The organism is Actinoallomurus sp. NPDC052308, from assembly GCF_040679195.1.
GTDB classification, from domain to species: Bacteria; Actinomycetota; Actinomycetes; order Streptosporangiales; family Streptosporangiaceae; genus Actinoallomurus; species Actinoallomurus liliacearum.
On sequence record NZ_JBFAUM010000004.1, the window covers coordinates 124,863 to 142,642 of the forward strand.

Annotated in this window: 18 protein-coding genes; 13 read left to right on the forward strand and 5 right to left on the reverse strand. The window is 70.8% G+C overall.

The genetic code is table 11. The annotated features are described in order from the left end of the window. Nucleotides 1–9: 9 nt before the first annotated feature. Genes AB0L00_RS15170 through AB0L00_RS15180 form a run of 3 tightly spaced genes read left to right on the forward strand, consistent with a single transcriptional unit; the run spans nt 10 to nt 4,816 of the window. A complete protein-coding gene (locus tag AB0L00_RS15170) occupies nt 10–978 on the forward strand; it encodes an aliphatic sulfonate ABC transporter substrate-binding protein (RefSeq protein ID WP_364433550.1) in 969 nt (322 codons plus the stop codon). Further along, nucleotides 975–2,444: a sulfatase-like hydrolase/transferase gene (locus AB0L00_RS15175; RefSeq protein ID WP_364433552.1), complete on the forward strand. Its 1,470-nt coding sequence runs from the start codon at nt 975–977 to the stop codon at nt 2,442–2,444. Before AB0L00_RS15170 ends, AB0L00_RS15175 begins: the two co-directional genes overlap by 4 nt. After that, nucleotides 2,441–4,816, forward strand: coding sequence for a family 43 glycosylhydrolase (locus AB0L00_RS15180; RefSeq protein WP_364433555.1), 2,376 nt, complete (start codon nt 2,441–2,443; stop codon nt 4,814–4,816). The genes AB0L00_RS15175 and AB0L00_RS15180 overlap by 4 nt, the downstream gene beginning before the upstream one ends. Before the next feature lie 62 nt (nt 4,817–4,878). On the opposite strand, the gene AB0L00_RS15185 is transcribed toward AB0L00_RS15180, so the two are convergent. The 4 genes from AB0L00_RS15185 to AB0L00_RS15200 all read right to left on the reverse strand — a co-directional run bounded on the left by AB0L00_RS15185 (nt 4,879) and on the right by AB0L00_RS15200 (nt 8,163). After that, complete coding sequence (locus tag AB0L00_RS15185; protein ID WP_364433558.1) at nt 4,879–5,772, reverse strand: formylglycine-generating enzyme family protein; 894 nt, start codon at nt 5,770–5,772, stop codon at nt 4,879–4,881. Between the two features lie 152 nt (nt 5,773–5,924). Then, complete coding sequence (locus AB0L00_RS15190) at nt 5,925–6,386, reverse strand: nitroreductase family deazaflavin-dependent oxidoreductase (protein ID WP_364433561.1); 462 nt, start codon at nt 6,384–6,386, stop codon at nt 5,925–5,927. A 91-nt stretch (nt 6,387–6,477) separates the two neighbouring features. Next, nucleotides 6,478–7,230 carry a hypothetical protein gene (locus AB0L00_RS15195; RefSeq protein ID WP_364433564.1) on the reverse strand — a complete coding sequence of 251 codons (753 nt, stop codon included), beginning with the start codon at nt 7,228–7,230 and terminating at the stop codon, nt 6,478–6,480. 144 nt (nt 7,231–7,374) lie between these two features. Next, on the reverse strand, nt 7,375–8,163 hold the full coding sequence (locus AB0L00_RS15200; protein WP_364433567.1) for an IclR family transcriptional regulator: 789 nt from the start codon (nt 8,161–8,163) through the stop codon (nt 7,375–7,377). Nucleotides 8,164–8,309: 146 nt separating this feature from the next. On the opposite strand from AB0L00_RS15200, the gene AB0L00_RS15205 reads away from it, so the two are divergent. The 10 genes from AB0L00_RS15205 to AB0L00_RS15250 all read left to right on the forward strand — a co-directional run bounded on the left by AB0L00_RS15205 (nt 8,310) and on the right by AB0L00_RS15250 (nt 17,407). Then, nucleotides 8,310–9,323 carry an ABC transporter substrate-binding protein gene (locus AB0L00_RS15205; protein ID WP_364433570.1) on the forward strand — a complete coding sequence of 338 codons (1,014 nt, stop codon included), beginning with the start codon at nt 8,310–8,312 and terminating at the stop codon, nt 9,321–9,323. Then, nucleotides 9,320–10,318, forward strand: a complete 999-nt coding sequence (locus AB0L00_RS15210) for an NrtA/SsuA/CpmA family ABC transporter substrate-binding protein (protein ID WP_364433573.1) — start codon at nt 9,320–9,322, stop codon at nt 10,316–10,318. The genes AB0L00_RS15205 and AB0L00_RS15210 overlap by 4 nt, the downstream gene beginning before the upstream one ends. Beyond that, nucleotides 10,315–11,136 (forward strand): ABC transporter permease, encoded by an 822-nt coding sequence (locus AB0L00_RS15215; RefSeq protein ID WP_364433576.1) that lies wholly within the window; start codon nt 10,315–10,317, stop codon nt 11,134–11,136. The genes AB0L00_RS15210 and AB0L00_RS15215 overlap by 4 nt, the downstream gene beginning before the upstream one ends. Further along, a complete protein-coding gene (locus tag AB0L00_RS15220; RefSeq protein ID WP_364433579.1) occupies nt 11,133–11,924 on the forward strand; it encodes an ABC transporter ATP-binding protein in 792 nt (263 codons plus the stop codon). Before AB0L00_RS15215 ends, AB0L00_RS15220 begins: the two co-directional genes overlap by 4 nt. Beyond that, nucleotides 11,921–12,757 (forward strand): LLM class flavin-dependent oxidoreductase, encoded by an 837-nt coding sequence (locus AB0L00_RS15225; protein WP_364433582.1) that lies wholly within the window; start codon nt 11,921–11,923, stop codon nt 12,755–12,757. The genes AB0L00_RS15220 and AB0L00_RS15225 overlap by 4 nt, the downstream gene beginning before the upstream one ends. Further along, complete coding sequence (locus AB0L00_RS15230; RefSeq protein WP_364433585.1) at nt 12,747–13,859, forward strand: LLM class flavin-dependent oxidoreductase; 1,113 nt, start codon at nt 12,747–12,749, stop codon at nt 13,857–13,859. Before AB0L00_RS15225 ends, AB0L00_RS15230 begins: the two co-directional genes overlap by 11 nt. Further along, nucleotides 13,856–14,767, forward strand: a complete 912-nt coding sequence (locus tag AB0L00_RS15235) for an ABC transporter substrate-binding protein (protein ID WP_364433588.1) — start codon at nt 13,856–13,858, stop codon at nt 14,765–14,767. Before AB0L00_RS15230 ends, AB0L00_RS15235 begins: the two co-directional genes overlap by 4 nt. 370 nt (nt 14,768–15,137) lie before the next feature. Beyond that, nucleotides 15,138–16,067, forward strand: a complete 930-nt coding sequence (locus AB0L00_RS15240; protein ID WP_364433591.1) for a YncE family protein — start codon at nt 15,138–15,140, stop codon at nt 16,065–16,067. 84 nt (nt 16,068–16,151) lie between these two features. Next, nucleotides 16,152–16,373 (forward strand): hypothetical protein, encoded by a 222-nt coding sequence (locus tag AB0L00_RS15245; RefSeq protein ID WP_364433594.1) that lies wholly within the window; start codon nt 16,152–16,154, stop codon nt 16,371–16,373. A 362-nt stretch (nt 16,374–16,735) separates the two neighbouring features. Next, nucleotides 16,736–17,407: a hypothetical protein gene (locus tag AB0L00_RS15250; RefSeq protein WP_364433597.1), complete on the forward strand. Its 672-nt coding sequence runs from the start codon at nt 16,736–16,738 to the stop codon at nt 17,405–17,407. Nucleotides 17,408–17,576: 169 nt separating this feature from the next. Here AB0L00_RS15250 and AB0L00_RS15255 read toward each other — a convergent pair whose 3' ends face one another. After that, on the reverse strand, nt 17,577–17,777 hold the full coding sequence (locus AB0L00_RS15255) for a hypothetical protein (RefSeq protein WP_364433600.1): 201 nt from the start codon (nt 17,775–17,777) through the stop codon (nt 17,577–17,579). Nucleotides 17,778–17,780 lie beyond the last annotated feature (3 nt).

Consider the following 17,780-nt stretch of genomic DNA (forward strand, 5'->3'; position numbering starts at 1 on the left):
CTCTTCATCATGCGTGTAGTACGTCGCGCCCTCATGCCGGTCGTCGCGGTGACCATGCTGGCACCGTCCGTGACCGCGTGCTCCGACAACGGGACGAAGGTCCGGTTCGGCTACATCGCCGACTACAACGGCGCGAGCCTCCTGGCGATCGCCGCCAAGCAGGGGCTGTGGAAGAAGCAGGGGCTCACTCCAGAGGTGAAGGTCTTCACCAACGGACCGCTGCAGATCACGGCGCTCGGCGCGGGCGACCTCGACTTCGGTTACATCGGCCCGGGCGCGATGTGGCTGCCCGCCTCCGGCAAGGCCAAGGTCGTCGCGATCAACACGCTCACCACGGCCGACCGGGTCATCGCCCGCCCGGGCATCACCTCCATCGAGGGACTGCGGGGCAAGAAGGTCGGGGTGCCCAAGGGCACCTCGGGCGACATGGTGCTCAACCTCGCGCTGCGCAAGGCGAACATGACGGCCAAGGACATCCGCGAGGTACCGATGGATCCGGCCACCATCGTCACCGCGTTCGCCTCGGGTCAGATCGACGGCGCGGGGATCTGGTACCCGTTGCTCGGCACGATCAAGACGAAGGTGCCGGGCCTGGTGGAGCTCGCGGGGGAGAAGGACTTCCCGGACACCTCCTTCCCGACCGCGTTCGTGTCCGGCACCAAGACCAAGACCGCGCTGACCGACAAGGTGCTCACGGTGCTGCAGCAGGCCAACGACTGGCGCGCGGCGCATCCGGACCAGGCTATCTCCGAGGCCGCCGGCCTGCTGAAAGTCGACCAGGCCAAGGTCAAAGCCGACGCCGCCAACGTGCAGACCATGACGACCGCCGACCTCGTCGCCAAGACCAAGGACGGCACCGTCACCAAGTGGCTGAACGGACTGGCGAACTTCTTCGTCGGCACCGGCCAGCTCAAGTCCGCTCCCGACCCGGCCACCTACTACACCGGCGACCTCTACACCAAGGCGGCCGGGCGGTGAACCTCCTGTTCCTGATGACCGACCAGCACCGCGTGGACACGCTGGGCGCGTACGGCAACCCGCATGTGGCCACGCCGAACCTGGACCGGCTGGCCGCGACCGGCACCCGGTTCGACCGGTGCTACACACCGACGGCCATCTGCACGCCGGCGCGGGCCAGCCTGCTCACCGGGCAGTCGCCGTTCCGGCACCGGGTGCTCGCCAACCAGGAACGCAACGTCGGCTACCTGGAGGACCTCCGCGCGGACGCGTTCACCTTCCCGGCCGCGCTGCGGGCGAGGGGCTACCAGCTCGGCCTGATCGGCAAGTGGCACGCGGGCACCCGCCGCAACGCCGCGTCGTACGGTTTCGACGGGCCCGACCTGCCCGGCTGGCACAACCCGGTCGACCACCCTGAATACCTCGACTACCTGCGAGAACGCGACCTTCCGCCGTACCGCATCTCCGATCCGATCCGGGGAACGACGCCCAACGGCAATCCGGGCAACCTGCTGGCCGCACGGCTGCACCAGCCGGTGGAGGCGACGTTCGAGCACTACCTGGCGACCCGGGCGATCGAGCACCTGGAGCGGTACGCCGAGGACGGTAGACCCTTCTTCCTCGCCACCCACTTCTTCGGGCCGCACCTGCCGTACCTGCTGCCCGATGACTATTTCGACCGCTATGACCCGGGCCTCGTGGAGCTTCCCCCGTCGATCGCCGAGACCTTCGAGGGCAAGCCGCCGGTACAGCGCAACTACAGCGCGCACTGGACGTTCGACACGATGCCGATCGAGGTGACGCGCAAGCTGATCGCGGTCTACTGGGGCTATGTCACGTTGATCGACGAGCAGATCGGCCGGATACTCACCCGGCTGGACGAACTCGGCCTCACCGACCGGACATCGGTCTTCTTCACCGCCGACCATGGGGAGTTCACCGGCGCGCACCGGCTGCACGACAAGGGGCCCGCCATGTACGAGGACATCTACCGCATCCCCGGCATCGTGCGCGTCCCGGGCGAGACACCGCAGGTCAGGAACGAGTTCGTCACACTCACCGACTGCACGGCGACGATCCTGGAGCTCGCGGGCTGTGACCCCTCCCCCGCCGTGGACAGCCGCAGCCTGCTGCCGCTGGTGCGCGGCGGGCACCCCGCCTGGCGGACCGAGCTGACCGCCGAGTTCCACGGCCACCACTTCCCCCACCCGCAGCGGATGATCCGCGACGAGCGCTACAAGCTCGTCGTCAATCCCGAGTCGGTCAACGAGCTGTACGACCTGGTGGCCGATCCGCACGAGCTCGTCAACCGGTACGCGCATCCGGAGCTGCACCCGGTCCGGCGGCTCCTGATGCGCAGGCTGTACGACCTCCTCCGCGAGCGCGGCGACAACTTCTACCACTGGATGACGCCGATGTACGACATCGGCGCCTCGGACTACGACCCCACGTTGAGCGCCTTCGAAACGGAGGGAACGACCACATGACGGGCAGATTCACCGCCGGGCTGGGCCTGGCCACCGTTCTCGTCGGCTTGCTCACCACCACACCGGCGCCTCCGGCCGGTGCGGTGGCCCCGGCCACGCAGGCGACGCGAGCCCCGGCCGGCACCTACGCCAACCCGGTGACGGCAGGCGTGGTCGACACCTTCCCCGACCCGACGATGATCCACGGCAAGGACGGGCTCTGGTACGCGTACGGCACGCAGAACCCCGTCTTCCAGAGCAAGGGCGAGGACGGTGAGCGCATGCTGCCGATCCTGCGCTCCAGTGACATGACGCACTGGCAGTACGCCGGTGAGGTCTTCACCCCGGCCACCCAGCCCGCCTGGCAGGATCACTCGCGGCTGTGGGCTCCGGACATCCGCTACGTCGACGGCCGGTACTACCTCTACTTCGCGGTGCCCGGCCGGAACACCGTGGGTCTGGTGACGGCGCCCACCCCCACCGGACCGTGGAGCGACGAGGGAGCCGTGCTTCCCTCGCCGAGCGGCTGCCCCACCGGCAACATCGACGAGGCCCAGTTCACCGACACCGACGGCACCCCGTACATGTACTGGGGCAGCTACGACACGATCTGCGTGGCGAAGATGAACGCCGCGCTGACCCGCGTCGAAGGCCCGGTCACACAGGTCGCCCGGGGGCGCCGGGTCGAGGGCGGATACGTCGTCGAGCGAGACGGCTATTACTACCTGTTCTACTCCGACGCCGGGTGCTGCTCCGGCGCCTACAGCGGCTACCAGGTCAAGGTCGGCCGCGCCACCAGCCCGACGGGACCGTTCACCGACCCCGAAGGCGTCGACCTCATGTCCCTGACCACCAAGGGCGGCATCGTGGTGGGGGCGAACGGCAACCGATGGATCGGACCGGGCCACAACGGGATCCAGACCGACCTGTCCGGCCAGGACTGGCTGGTCTACCACGGGATACCGTCCGACGATCCCGACCTGAAACCGGCCGCGCAGGGCACCCTCAAGCTGACCAGACGGCCGATGCTGATCGACCGGCTGGACTGGATCGACGGCTGGCCGGTGGTCCGGGCCGGAGCCGGACCGTCCGAAGGCGACCAGCCCGGACCGGTGACGACCTGGAGCGCCGGCGGCGCGTTCAACGACGGCTCCCTCGCGGGCTGGCACGCCGAGGGGGCCGGAACGGCCGGCTGGCGGCTCGCCGACGCCCCGGACGGGCACGGGTACGCGACCCACGACGCGGCCCCGGACGGGCACGGGCGCGCGGCCCACGACGGCGACGCGTACCTGGTGTCGGCCGGCCGGGCACCCGCCCGGCTGCGCGCGGAGGCGGACCTGCGGGTGACCTCGGGAACCGGCGCGGCCGGGCTGACGATCGGCTACGTCAACCGCGAGAACCACGTCGTCGCGTGGCTCGACGCGAGCCGCGGCGCGTTGGTGACCGATGTGGTGATCGGCGGCAGGAGCCGTGGTGAGTCGGTGACGCCCCTGCCGGCCGGCTTCCGGTTCGACACGTGGCACAACGTGACGGTCGAGGTGCGCGGCACCCGGATGACCGTGCAGGTGAGCGGCGACCGGCTGCGCGACGCGTCGGCCCGGCAGAGTCGCGACCTGCCCAAAGCCGCGGTGCGGCCCGGCGCGGTGGGCGCGGCCGCGCGCGGCGACGGCGCGGCCGCCGACAATGTGGGCGCGACGGCGCTGTACACGCCGGTGACGCGGCGGGTACCCGAACCGGCACCCGGGGCGCTGCTCCCGGCCTACAGCGACGAGTTCGACGGGACGACCGTCCCCGGCACGACCGGCGGCTCGCCGTGGCAGTGGGTGCGCGGCCCCGCCGCCGGGATCACCATGACGGATGGCACGCTGTCGTGGCCGAGTCAGGACGGGGACCTGTACCTCGGCGACAACCGCGCGTCGGTCCTGCTGCGCGACGCGCCGGCCGGCGACTACACCGTCGAGACGAAGATCCGGTTCGCGCCGGACCGGCCGGCCCAGCAGGCGGGCATCGTGCTGTACGAGAACGACGATCGCTGGTTCAAGATGGTGCATTCGGCGCTCCCGCTGCAGAACGGAAACGGCGCGGTTCTCCAGGTGAGCGAGTTCGGCAAAGAGGGCGAGCAGCCCACGACCACCCCGCCGACCGCCGTGGCCAACGCTCCCATGTTCGGCGGTCCCACCGCCGACACCATGTGGCTGCGGCTCTCGTACCACGCCGACGTGACGCACGACGAGAACGAGGTACGCGCCGCGACCAGCAGGGACGGCGAACACTGGGTCCAGAACGGCGTATGGACACTGCCGATCAAGGGCAGGCTCAGGATCGGCCTGGTCTCGATGAACACGCCTGGTGCCGTCGCCCGGTTCGACTACCTCCACACCTACCGCGACTGAACCGCCGCTCCGGCCGGTGGCCTCCTGCGCCACCGGCCGGGTTCATGAGGCGATGGCGGCTCTCACCGCCCGGTCGGCCATGAGGGTTCGGCGCCGGCGGAGGCGAGGACCTGCGGTCGGCCACGTGCGACGCGGAAGCCGATGTTCCCCGCGGAACTGTCCGGAGTGTTGGCGGAACGGGCCGCCACGCGGTACCGGTTGCAGTACGACGCGTGGCACATGTGCGAGCCGCCGCGCATCACCTTGTCGGAGCCGTCGGGTGGTCCGGCGGGGTCCCTGCGCGGGCCGGTGCGGTGAAAGCCGACGCTGAACCAGTCGGCGCACCATTCCCAGACGTTGCCGACGACGTTGTACAGGCCATGACCGTTGGGCGGAAAGGACTTCGCCGGCGCGGTGCCGAGGTAGCCGTCCTCGCCGGTGTTGAGGATCGGGAAGTCGCCCTGCCAGATGTTGCACAGGTGCCGTCCTCCGGGTGACAGCTCGTCCCCCCACGGATAGCGGCGCTGCTCCAGGCCGCCCCGCGCCGCGTACTCCCATTCCGCTTCGGTGGGCAGCCGGGTGTCCGACCAGGCGCAGTAGGCCTGCGCGTCGTTCCAGGAGACGTGCACCACGGGGTGGTGCTGTCTGGCGGTGATGGACGAGCCGGGCCCCTCAGGATGCTTCCAGAACGCGCCGGTGACGGCGCGCCACCAGGGAGCGGCGTCGACCAACGGTGAAACGCGTTTCAGGTCCGCGTTCAGGAAGCCTTCGAAGACGAAGGAGGATCCGAAGCGCTCGGCGTCGGTGACGTATCCGGTCGCCTTGACGAACCCGGCGAACTGCGCGTTCGTCACCGCTGTGGCGTCGATGTGGAAGGAGCTCAGCTCGATTCGGCGGACCGGGCCCTCACCATCGGCCGGGAAGCCCTCCCGGTCGTCGGTGCCCATGAGGAAGGAGCCGCCGGGAAGTCCGATCATTCGCCGGTGGCGTGGCACCGGCGACCGCTCAACCGCGATCACATGGGTCTGCTCCGGCTCGCGGCCGGGGGCGCAGCATGAATGGGACATGGCTCTTTCCGCTCGGCTGAGTGATCGCGGCCCGCCCGCGTACGCACGGTGCCCGGTCGAGCTTATTGGTCAGCCGGTACGGATCCGTCGCCAGGTCGTAGTAGCCGGAACACCGGATGGTGAGCCGCCTCGGCGGCGAACTGCTCGTCGGTCGAGTCGAGCGTGACGTCGAAGTACGCCCGGGTGACGGGCACCTCGCGCAGGTACTGCCGGAGAACCGGAACGCTGTCCTCGGGAGCCAGCTCGGCGACCCGCAGGGTCTCTCGATAACGGCCTCTGGCGATCTGCACCTCCCCTGCCGCACGGGCATTGTGCACCCAGTTGGCGATGCCGTATGCGGCCACCAGCCATCGTTGGTCGCCGTTCCGCATGACGTCGACCGGAATGGAATACGGTTGGCCGGTCTTCCTGCCCCGCACGGTCAGCACGTGCCGATAGCCCTTGCCCAACCCGAGGCGGGTCATCGCCCGGAAGACGAGGTTCACCAACCTCGTGCCGGCTCCTACGCGATAGGTCTTGGCCAATGTCCGCTCCTGTCCGATCCTCGGCGACTGCTACGGCACCGCGAGCCGAGCATAAAAGATCTTGTCGCCGAGGAGACCCGGAGACCTCGGACTAGCGGTGGCGCGACCAGCCGCCGTGGTGGATCGGGCCGGGGTGGTACCAGCCGCCTCCCGGGCCGACCGGCCGGTTGTACACCGGCGGGTGGTACCAGCCGGGGCCGTTCCAGTCGGGACGATTCCCGCCCGGCCGGACCCACACGGGGCGCTGGAGGATCATGCCCGGGCGATACCACGGTCCGACGTGGAAGAGCGGAGCCGGCGGGCGGACCCACTGCCCGCGGTACGGAGCGGCGACCTGGAGGACCTCGGCCATCGGTGTGCCGTTCGGCACGCACTGGACGGCGACGCTGCCGGCCTGCGAGCTGTTGGCGGTGATCTCGAGGCCGCCGACGCTCAGCAGGTGGGTTCCGGCCACGGCCGGCGCCCAGTCACCGGCCAGGTCGCCGGCCAGCGCGCCCTGCTCCGGGACCGCGCCCCCGGAGCCGGCCACCTGGAAGGTCGTGTTCTCGGTGCCGGTGACGTTGACCCAGGCGGCGCCGCTCCACGAGTCGATCGGGAACGGCGCCTGCAGGTTCAGATTCGAGATGTGCAGCCAGAAGCGCGCCGGCCCGTCGTAGGTGTTCCCGGGCGGGGTCAGCCAGCCGTTGAGGACGGCCGCGGTCTGCCCGAGGTCGCCGATGTTGCAGGTGAACGCCGCGGAGAACGCGGCGGCCCGCGCGGTCGTCTGCCATGCGGCGCCGAGGCCACCGGCCGCGAGCACCGCCGTCGCGACGGCGGCGGCGCATCGGCCGAGCGATTTGATCATCTGAGCTCCTTGTGAGTTCGACTCAGAGATCGACGTCATCACGTCCACCCCGCCGTACGGCCGCGCCTCAGGGGCTTTTGCCAGGTCCGTTGACGATCCGTACCTGATCATGGCCGGGCGATCCGGGATCCGCGGTCTCCCCGCTCAGGGCGTCGGCTCCGGGTCGGCGTGGCCGCGTTCGGCGGGGGTGAGCAGGAGCACCTCCAGGGCCCGGACGCAGGCTCTGGCCCTGGTGAGGAGCCATGGGATGCGGGCGTCGCTGATCACCTCGGGGGTCGAGCGTACGGCGAGGGCGAAGCGGACGTACCCGGTGCGGTCGAGCAGCGGAACGGCGACCGTGCGAACGCCTTCGGCGGACTCCCCGTCGTTGAGGGCATAACCGCGCGCCCGTACTCGGTCGATCTCGGCGCGCAGCCGGGCCGGGTCGACGATGGTGCGGTCGGTCAGCGGGCGGAGCGGGCCGACGTCGGACATGTCGTCGTCGCCGGGACGCGCCCAGGCCAGGAGCACCTTGCCCAGCGCGGTGGAGTACAGCGGGCGGCGCAGTCCGACGCCGGCGGAACTCCGCCGCACGGTGCCGCCGGCGACCAGGACGGCGTGTCGCCCGCTGCGGATGGCCAGGTCGACGGTGGCACCGGTGAGCTCCGACAGATGGTCCAGCTCCGGCAGGACCTGATGCAGCCCGCGCTGGTGGTAGGAGAGCAGGCCGAGTTCGAGGACGGCCGGCCCCAGCCGGTACCGCGCGGTGAGCAGGTCCCGTTCGAGGAAGCCGGCTCCGGCGAGGGCCTGCGCGAGACGGTGCGCGGTGGAGGAACTGAGACCGAGCCGGCGGGCGATGTCGGAGGCGCTGATCGCCTGCGCGTTGTCGCGGAAGCACTCGAGCACGTTGAGGGCCCGGTGCACCGCCTGAGCGCCCGTGGATCCTTTGGTCACGGGCATCGGCGACCTGCCCACATCACAGCAACCATCTCCTCATGTCCCGGCGACACGGTGCGCGTACTCACGAGACTTAGGAGAGATCTTCCCACATCATGGGATCTATGTTGAATAGGTAGGAAAAGTGGTGAATCCTCGCGGTCATGGTCACCGCTCCTCCCACCACGCTCTGGTTCACCCGCTGTCCCGTGCCCACGGCCACCGGAATCGCCGCCGACCGCGGCTGGCTCACCGCCGAGTTCGCCCGGGACGGCGTCACCGTCCGCTCCCTGCAGGAGGCCGACGCCGAGGGCGTACGCGGCGAGCATTTCCGGCATCGCCTCGCCACCCTGATCCGGGAGGGCGGCAACGTCCCCGCGCTCTGGGCCCGCTCGAACGGCGCGCCGACCCGGCTCATCGGCCTGACGTGGATCGAGGAACGGCAGGTCATCGTGGGGCGGCCCGATTCGGGGATCGAGGGCCCGGCGGACCTCAAGGGGCGCCGGCTGGCCGTCCCGCGCCGCGCGATAGAGATCGACTTCTGGCGGGCGATGGCGCTGCGCGGCTTCGACGGCGCCCTCGGGCAGGCCGGGCTGAGCCTGGACGACTGTGAGCTGGTCGAACTCGCAGGCGACCGGCCCGGTCAATGGGAGACCGAGCTGGCCGCGCTGCGCGACGGGCGAGTGGACGCCGTCTACACCAAGGGCGCGGTGGCCGTGGAGACCGCCGCGCGATACGGCGCCGAGGTGGCCATCGATCTGGACGCGCTCCCGGATCCCCGGTCGCGGATCAACAACGGCACCCCTCGCCCGATCACGGTCGACCAGCGGTTGCTGGACGACCATCCGGAGCTGGTCGTCCGGTTCCTCGCCGTACTGCTGGGGGCCGCCGACTGGGCCAAGGACCACGCGGCCGAGGTCGGGCGGATCCTGCAGGCGGAGACCGGCTCGGGACCGGTCGGAGTGGCCGCCGCCTACCGCGGCGACTACCACCGCCACCTGCACGCGACCCTCGACGACGACCGCCTCGCCCTGCTGGCCGAGCAAGAGGACTTCCTGCGCCGCCACGGATTCCACGACGCCCCGGTGGACGTCACCGCCTGGGCCGACCCCGCACCCCTGACCGAGGCGCGCGCGCTCACCGCCCGCCTCCCCTTCATCACCGAGGAACAGCCATGACACGCCTCTTCGCCGCCCCGCTGGCCGGAGCCCTCGCCCTCCTGCTGACCGCCGTCGGGTGCGGCGGCTCGTCGAAGCACGACTCGGCGAGCGACTCGACCGTCACCATCAGGATCCCCGACCCCGGCAACGCGGGGGTGCTGGCGCTGGGCAAGAAGGACGGCAGCCTGGCCAAGGCGCTCGCCGCCGCGCACACCAAGGTCGCCTGGACCGGCAGCTCCGGTCCGTTCGCACCCGCCGCGCAGGAACTCGACGCCGGCAAGCTCGACGTCGCGCAGGGTTCGATCACCTCGGCGATCGCCGCGCTCGCTCAGCATCCGGGTTTCAAGCTGTTCGCGCAGATCGCCCCGAACAAGACCGGAGAGGGGATCCTGGTCCGCAAGGGCTCGCCGATCGCCTCGGTGCGCGACCTCGCCGGTAAGAAGGTGGCGGTCAACAAGGGCGGCACCGCCGAGTACCTGCTGCTGAAGGCGCTGGCCTCGGCGGGGGTTCCGGCCGACCGGGTGACCCGTGTCTACCTGAACCCGGCGCAGACGGCACCGGTCTTCAACTCCGGTCAGGTCGACGCGTGGGCCGTATGGTCCACCTACTCCATCCCCGAGATCGCCTCGACCGGCGCGCGTTTCCTGGTCAGCGGCGGGCAGATCGGCTCCCAGAATTACTCGGTCTGGGCCGTGCGCAACGGCTTCGCCGACGCGCATCCCGCCGTCGTCCAGGCGTTCTACCAGTACCTGCACGACGCCGGGGGGCGGCAGGCCCAGAACCCGGCCTCCTACGTCAACGTCTTCACCGACGCGGGGCCGCAGGCGGTCAGCGGCACCGCGCGCCAACTGACCCTCCAGGATCTCGCGCAGACCGCCGCGCCGGACCGGATCGGCTCGTCGAACGTGACCGACTTCGGAGAGGTCGCTCGCTTCTTCGCCGAGCAGAAGATCATCCCGACGACGGTGGACGTACAGCCCCACGTCCTGTCCCTCGCCGGGAGCGGGTCGTGAGCGTCGCCTACCCCGGACTGGTCGCGCCGCGGCCCCGCCTTTCGCGGCCACGCCGGCGCGGCCTGACGCTCGGCCTGCGCGTCACCGGGCCGGTGGCGCTGGTCGCCGCGTGGTGGATCGCCTCGGCCACCGGGGTGCTGAGCGCGGACGTACTGGCCTCGCCGGCGACCGTCGCCAAGGCGGCCCGGGAACTGTGGGCCGACGGTCAGCTCACCGCCGCGCTCCGGGTCTCCCTCACCAGAGCCGTGCTGGGCCTGGCCTGCGGACTCACCGCCGGACTCGTCCTGGGGGTGATCACCGGCTTCTCCCGGCTGGGAGAGGAACTGCTCGACTCGCCGCTGCAACTGCTGCGGGCGCTGCCGTTCCTGTCGCTGGTGCCGCTGTTCATGGTCTGGTTCGGCATCGGCGAGACGGCCCGCGTGATCCTCATCGCGGTCGCCACCACGTTCCCGATGTACGTGTCCGCGGCGAGCGGCGTACGGTCCGTCGACCGGCGGCTGGTGGAGGCGATGGACTCCTTCGGGCTCGGCCGCTGGGCGACCGTACGGGAGGTCGTGCTGCCCGGGGCGCTGCCGTCACTGCTGGCCGGATTCCGGCTGTCCATGACGCTCAGCGTGATCGCCCTCATCGCCGCCGAGGAGATCAACTCGACCTCCGGACTCGGTTACCTGATGACCCAGGCGCAGAGCTTCTCGCGCACGGACATCCTGTCGGTCTGCGTCCTGATCTACGGGCTGCTCGGGCTGGTCGCCGACCTGGTCGCACGCGGCGCCGAACGGGTGCTGATGCCCTGGCGCCCGCGAGGGGAGGCACGATGAGCGTCGCGGTGCACGTCGAGGGGCTGCGCCGGACCTTCGGCTCGCGCTCGGTGCTGGACGGCCTGGACCTCGACATCCGGCGGGGAGAGTTCGTGGCGCTGCTGGGCGCCAGCGGAACGGGAAAGACGACGCTGCTCAGGATCCTCGGCGCGCTGGAACGCCCGGATTCCGGGACCGTGCTGGTGCCGAAGGTCCGCACCATCGTCTTCCAGGAACCCCGGCTGATCCCGTCCAAGCGCGTTCTCGGGAACGTGCTCGTCGGCCTGAAGCGTACGGCGGAGGTCAGGGACCGGGGGCTGCGGGCCCTGGCCGAGGTCGGCCTGGCCGAGCACGCGCGGGCCTGGCCGCACACTCTGTCCGGCGGGGAGGCCCAGCGCGTGGCGCTGGCGCGTGCCCTGGTCAGGGAGCCCGAACTGCTGCTGCTCGACGAGCCGTTCGCCGCCCTGGACGCGCTGACCCGGCTGCGGATGCAGGACCTCGTCGGCGAGCTCGTCCGCACCCACCGGCCGGCCGTGCTGCTGGTGACCCACGACGTGGAGGAGGCGGTCCGGCTCGCCGACCGGGTCGCCGTGCTCAAGGACGGAAGCCTCGTCACGGACGAGACGGTCACCGGGGACCGGCCCCGGGACGTCACCGACCCGTCCTTCACGGCGCTGCGCCGCCGGCTGCTCGCCGATCTCGGCGTTCGCGAGGCGGCGGCGCCGGAGGGCGGCGGAGTGCCACCCGAACGACACGGCGAATCGGATCACCGGCCGATGCCGACGGCCTCGGAAGGAGCAGTGAGATGACCCGCTTCCACGTGGTCGTGCCGACCCGTCGCCGCACCCCGGTGGTGCTGCCCGAGGTCGTGACCGACCTGCGTCCGCCCGGCCATCAGGGCGAACACCACCTGGTCGGCCGCGGCGCGGAACTGGCCGGATGGGACGGGGCGCTGGTGCCGTTCGACCCCGGCGGTCGCGACTCGCTGATCGTGGCGGCCGAACTGCTGCGCGACTCACGGCACATCGAGGTGATCGCCGAGTTCCATCCCGCGATCGCGACCCCGGTCTACGCGGCGAAGCTGTCGGCCTCGCTGCAGCGGTACACCGGCGCACGGCTCGGGTGGCGGCTCCTCGTCGACCTGGACCCCGCGGTGGCCCGCGCCCACGGCGACTTCCTCGAAGGACCGGCACGCTACGCGCGCGCCGACGAGTTCCTCACCACCGCCAAGGGCGTCTGGGACCGGCAGGGATACACCTACGAGGGCGAGTACTTCCAGGTGCTCGACGGCGGGCTGCCCCCTTCGCGGACGCCGCGGCCGTTCCCACGCGTGTACCTGTCCGGCAGGTCCGCGCCGGCCCTGGAACTGTCGGCCCGCCACGCCGACGTTCACATCTTCGACCCCGGGGACGATCCGGCCCTGGTCCCCGAGGGCGTCGCACCCGCCGTACGCCTCACGGTTCCCGCCCCGCTCGCCGCCACCGACCGGGCCGAACGCGAACTCGCCGACGAGATCCGGCGCCATCGCGAACGCGGCATCACCGAGTTCCTCCTCGACCTGGCCGCTCCCGCAGAGGACACCTACCGGTTGGGGCAGCGCGTGCTGCCGCTGCTGGAGAAGGAGATCGAGCATGCCGGTTGACATCTACTGGCGGATCGCCATGGAGGGCGACGCCCCGGCCCTGCGGCTGGGCGACATCACCCGCGGCGGCTTCGGGCCGTACCTGCCGGGCAGCCTCGGTCCCGGCAGGCGGGAGGGCGGGCCGGACGGGTACGGGCCACTGGACTACATGTCCGAGGTCGCGTGGGCGACCGAACAGTCCGGGTTCGTCGGTGGCCTCATGCCGTCCTTCCCGCAGACGGACGATCCGTGGGCCGCGGCGGCCGCGCTCGCCCGGGAGACCCGCGCGTACCGCTTCATGATCGCTTTCCAGCCCGGGTTCCTGCACCCCGTGCAGGCGGCCCGGATGTCGGCGAGCCTGCAGGCCGCCACCGGTGGCCGGGTGGTCTACAACATCATCTCCGGCGGTGGCGGGCCCCAGCAGCTCTGGTGGGGCGACAAGGTCGAGCACGACGATCGCTACGCCCGGACCTCGGAGTTCCTGGACGTCCTCAAGGGCGTGTGGAACGGCCCGTACGACCACGACGGCCGCTTCTACCGGGTCGAGGGCGCGGTGCTGCCCGAGGAACTGCGCGGCCAGCCGTTCCCGGAGATCTACTTCTCCGGTTCCTCGCCGGCCGCCATCGCCGCGGCCGGGCGCCACGCCGACCACTACCTGTCCTGGCTGGAACCGTTCGACGCCCTGGCCGAGAAGTTCGACCTCGTCCGCAGGCACGCCGACACGCCGCCGAAATTCGCGGTACGGGTCGACGTCCTGGCCCGGGAGACCGAGGAGGAGGCATGGGAGGAGATCCGCCATGGGTGGGAGCGGATCGGCGAGGCCGAGCGGACACCGCAGGCGAGCGAGTCGGTCGGCTGGCGGCGCGGCCAGGCCTTCACCGCCGGAGCCGGTGACTCCTTCCGCGACCTGGAGGTCCAGCCCAACGTCTGGGGCGGTTTCAACCGGCTCCGGCCCGGTCCGCTGTTCGGGCTCGTCGGCGATTATCACCAGGTCGCCGAGCGTCTGGACGAACTGATCGGCCTCGGCGTGGACGCCTTCATCCTCGCCGGAGTGCCCCATCTGGAAGAGGCCCGCCGGGTGGGCCGTCACGTACTGCCCCTGCTGAAAGGACGACTGTCATGAGCCTGCGCGTCGGCTTCTTCCCGCAGAACAACTCGCTGTGGGTGCTACGGCACCGCGGCATCCTGGAACGTGCCATCCCCGACGTCCAGTGGGTCGACCTGCGGTCCCTGCCCGCCGGCGAGCGACCGGCGCCCACCGAGGGCCTGCCCTCGGCCCACGGCGACCACCTGTTCGACGGCGGGTACGACTTCATCGGTACCGGATCGACACCGCCCGTCACCGCCCAGGCCAAGGGCCACGACGTCGTCTATGTCGCCGTCTCCGGACCGCGCGTCGAGAACGGCCGGCTCGTCGTGCCGGCGGACTCACCGATCACCACACCGCGCGACCTCAAGGGCCGCCGGGTCGCGCTCGGCCACGGTTCCTGGCAGACCACACTGCTGTTGTTCGCCCTGGAACAGGCCGGGCTGACGTGGAGTGACATCGAGCCGGTCGACGCCTACGGCAACGCCGCGGAGCTCTTCCTGAACGGGAAGGTCGACGCCTGGGTCGGCTCCTACCCGTACCTCACCGAGGTCGAGGAGCGGGCACCGGTCCGTACGGTGATCGAGACGGACGGGCTGTTCAGCCACCGATCGCTCTGGTTCACGAGCCGGTCCTTCGCCACCGAGCGGGGGGACGAACTCGCCGCGATCGTCGCCGCGCTCCAGGAGGCCGACGCCTGGACCAGCGAGAACCCGCGTGCCGCGGCCGAACTGTTCGCCGCCGACGACGGCGGGGATCTGGATGCCTGGGAGCACGCGCTCCGCACCCGGCCATGGGGGCTGCGCCCCGTCGACGACGGTTTCATCGCCGAACAGCAGCGGGCCGCCGACCTGTTCTACGCCAACGGGCTGATCGAACGACGGATCCAGGTCTCGGACGCCGTCCTCCCGGAGGTCAACGCCCTGGTGGAGGCCACCGCCTGACCGGCCCGCCGGTTCAACCGTGACGGCCGGCCCCGAGTGGCATCAGCCCCCACCGGCGGCCGGCCGTCATCGTTCTTCCCGGAACACCGTGAAGGACGCCGAACGCGCGACCGGATCCGCTTCCTTGGCGCCGGGCCGGACACGGCGCGTCGCCGACGATCGTCCTTCTTTTTGCGTGCGGCCCTGTTTCGGTGCCGCTCGGCGGGCTACGCGTAGCCCTATGGACGCCGGGGAGCCGGTGGCAGGCGCGTCGTGCGGGCTCGATCGCACTCACCGCGTCCTGGCGCACCTGCGAGTCGGCATGGGACCGGAGGCCATCGCGGTCGACGGGCAAGGGCGTGCGTTCGTGGCGTGTTCACGAAGCAACGCCGTGACCGCCATCGACCTCGACCGGGTGACGCCGATATGGCACGCAGGCGTCGGGCGGGAACCCATCCCGATCGTGTTCGACGCTCCGACCGGCCGGCTGTTCACCGCCGACGCCCGGTCCGACACCGTCACCGTGCTGGACGCGCGGACCGGGGACCGGCTCACGGAGATCGGTGTCGGGTCCTATCCGGCGGGTCTGGGACACCATCCCGGTCTGCGGCGGATCTTCTGTGGCGACACCGCCGGATCCACGGTCAGCGTGATCGACGCCGATCGCCTCGAGCCGGTCGGTTCCATCCCCGCCGAACTCGGTGCCGGCAGCATCGCGATCGACCTGCGGCGCGGCCGTGGATACTGCGCGAACTTCATGGCCGCGTCGCTCACCGTCTTCGACGCGACCACCCTGCGCCCGCTCGGTCGGATCCCCGTGGGACGTGGACCCTGCAAGGTCATCGTCGACACGGCGTTCGACCGGCTGTACGTGGCGAACTCGCTGGACAACACGGTCACGCTGCTCTCACTCACCGACGGGCGGATCGGCGGGCGGTTCCCGGTCGAGCGGGCTCCCGTGGGCCTGGCCGCCTCCCGCGACGGCCGCCGGGTGTACGCGTGCAACCGGGGGGCCGGCACGATCAGCGTGCTCGACACCGAAACCGGCACCGAGACCCACCGGATCCAGGTCGAATACGGGCCCGGCGACTGCGTCGTGGAAGCCGGCACGGGCCGCCTGCTGGTGTCCAACGCGGGGAGCGGCACGCTCACCATCGTGGACCGGCCGTGGCTGCCCGGACCGGCGCCACCGACGAGGCACGCGGCCATCGGGTGCGCACTCCCCCACTTCGCGCTGCCCGACCTGCGCACCGGGCGGATCCGCACCACCCGGGAGTGGGCGGAGAAGAAATACGTGATCAACTTTTTCGCGAGTTGGTGAGGCCCCTGCAACGCGGAGGCACCGGTTCTGGAGGAACTGCGCCGCCGTACGGCCCGGTCGGGGCTGGAGATCATTTGCATCAACGTGTGGGAGAGCCGGGACGCCCGCCGTGAAGCACACCACTTCGCGAGCGTGTGGGGCATCGAAGGAACCGTGCTGCTGGACGAGACCGGCACGTACGCGGCCCGGGTCGGTATCCGCGGAGTCCCGACGAACGTGCTCGTCGATGAGCGCAACATCGTCCGAGCCGTGGGCGTCATCACGCCGGCCGACCTGCACGCCGCCGTGGACCGCCTCCTCGCCTGACCGCGGCGGCGCCGAGCCGCGCCAGACGCGCCTCGACGAAGGGTCGAATCCTGGCCATGCGCCTATGGCGGTAGACGCTTTTCCAGCCGCGCGCCGAGGCTTCCCGGACGGTCGTGTGCCCATATACCTCCCGGCCGGACAGTAGTCACCTGGTGTTCATGCCGAGGGAAGGTGAGGATCACATGGCCATGACGGCACAGCGTGCGCTGGTGGCGGTCCACGACATGCGTAAGGTGCCGGGGTGGTCACCCGTGCGTGGAGAACTGCGTTACGGTCCCTGGCGGATATCCGTGTGGGCTGAGCCGATCCACCCGGGCGCATCCAGCTTGGACCACTATGTTGTCTCTCCTCTACCGAACACGATGCTCCGCGTCGCGGTGATGGACGCGGCGGTGAACGCGAACAACGGCGCGGACGCCGCCGAAATGGGACACCACGCCGTTGACACCCTCGCGGCCGAACTCCGGCGCCGCCCGAGCGCCCTGGACGGCATCGAAGCGGCTCATCGCCGGTTGCACGTTCCCTCACACGGTCCGTTCCGGCAGCCCATGGCGACGTGCGCGGTCGTCGATCTGTCGATGACCTCTCCATCCGGACGATGGGTCATCAGCGCGGACAGCGAGGTATGGCTCCGTGAGCGCTCCTGGCGCTCCGTGACGGGCGACGCGCTGACACCGGCGGCACGACGCGACTGGGACGGCTGGCTACGCGAACATCCAGGTGCGGGTGACCGTGAGCGCTGGTCCGCGCAGGAGGCGCTTCTCGGCTCGCCCGACGCGTGGAACAACCCGTCCGTGGGGGCGTTCGCCGAACTGAATCCGGCCTCGGGGGAATTCGGCCCGGTCGAGGAGATCGTCGTCAGCAGCGACGGAGCCCGGCTCTCGCCCGACATCCTGAACTCCGGCCGCCTGCACGATCACCTTCGTAACGACCTGCAAGTGGTGCCCGCCGACCATGGTCACCCATGGCCTCATGGCGACGTCACCGTGCTCCATGTCTCATGGGACGGCCGGCACGATGCGGGGCTGATGTAGCGTCCCCCGGGGCTTCGGCGGCGCCGCCTCGCCGCGTCCGCGCGACGTCAACGCATGATCGTCGTCAGTACGTCGGAGCCCAGTCCCAGAAGCAGCTGGGCGTGCAGGCGGTGGTAGATCATGCGGCCCTCACGGCGTGAGGTGACCAGACCGACCTGGCGCAGGCGCTTCAGATGCCGGAGACCTGAGGCTCGGAGATGCCCATCCGGACGGCCAGCTCGGATGTCGTGATCGGCTCGCCGAGCAGGTGACGGCACATTTCGAAGCGGCCGGGTTCGGCGATGGCGGCGAGCCGGTCCCGGATCAGGGACTGGCCCCGGCGCCGGCCCCTTGTCGAACCGGCTTCTTGAGCGTAGCCTGCGCTGAACATGTT

Coding starts and splice junctions, on each gene's coding strand:
- AB0L00_RS15230 (WP_364433585.1), top strand. CDS start 12,747: ATGCCGGTTGACATCTACTGGCGGATCGCCATGGAGGGCGACGCCCCG.
- AB0L00_RS15210 (WP_364433573.1), top strand. CDS start 9,320: ATGACACGCCTCTTCGCCGCCCCGCTGGCCGGAGCCCTCGCCCTCCTG.
- AB0L00_RS15235 (WP_364433588.1), top strand. CDS start 13,856: ATGAGCCTGCGCGTCGGCTTCTTCCCGCAGAACAACTCGCTGTGGGTG.
- AB0L00_RS15220 (WP_364433579.1), top strand. CDS start 11,133: ATGAGCGTCGCGGTGCACGTCGAGGGGCTGCGCCGGACCTTCGGCTCG.
- AB0L00_RS15170 (WP_364433550.1), top strand. CDS start 10: ATGCGTGTAGTACGTCGCGCCCTCATGCCGGTCGTCGCGGTGACCATG.
- AB0L00_RS15180 (WP_364433555.1), top strand. CDS start 2,441: ATGACGGGCAGATTCACCGCCGGGCTGGGCCTGGCCACCGTTCTCGTC.
- AB0L00_RS15195 (WP_364433564.1), bottom strand. CDS start 7,230: ATGATCAAATCGCTCGGCCGATGCGCCGCCGCCGTCGCGACGGCGGTG.
- AB0L00_RS15205 (WP_364433570.1), top strand. CDS start 8,310: ATGGTCACCGCTCCTCCCACCACGCTCTGGTTCACCCGCTGTCCCGTG.
- AB0L00_RS15185 (WP_364433558.1), bottom strand. CDS start 5,772: ATGATCGGACTTCCCGGCGGCTCCTTCCTCATGGGCACCGACGACCGG.
- AB0L00_RS15250 (WP_364433597.1), top strand. CDS start 16,736: ATGCTCCGCGTCGCGGTGATGGACGCGGCGGTGAACGCGAACAACGGC.
- AB0L00_RS15255 (WP_364433600.1), bottom strand. CDS start 17,777: ATGTTCAGCGCAGGCTACGCTCAAGAAGCCGGTTCGACAAGGGGCCGG.
- AB0L00_RS15225 (WP_364433582.1), top strand. CDS start 11,921: ATGACCCGCTTCCACGTGGTCGTGCCGACCCGTCGCCGCACCCCGGTG.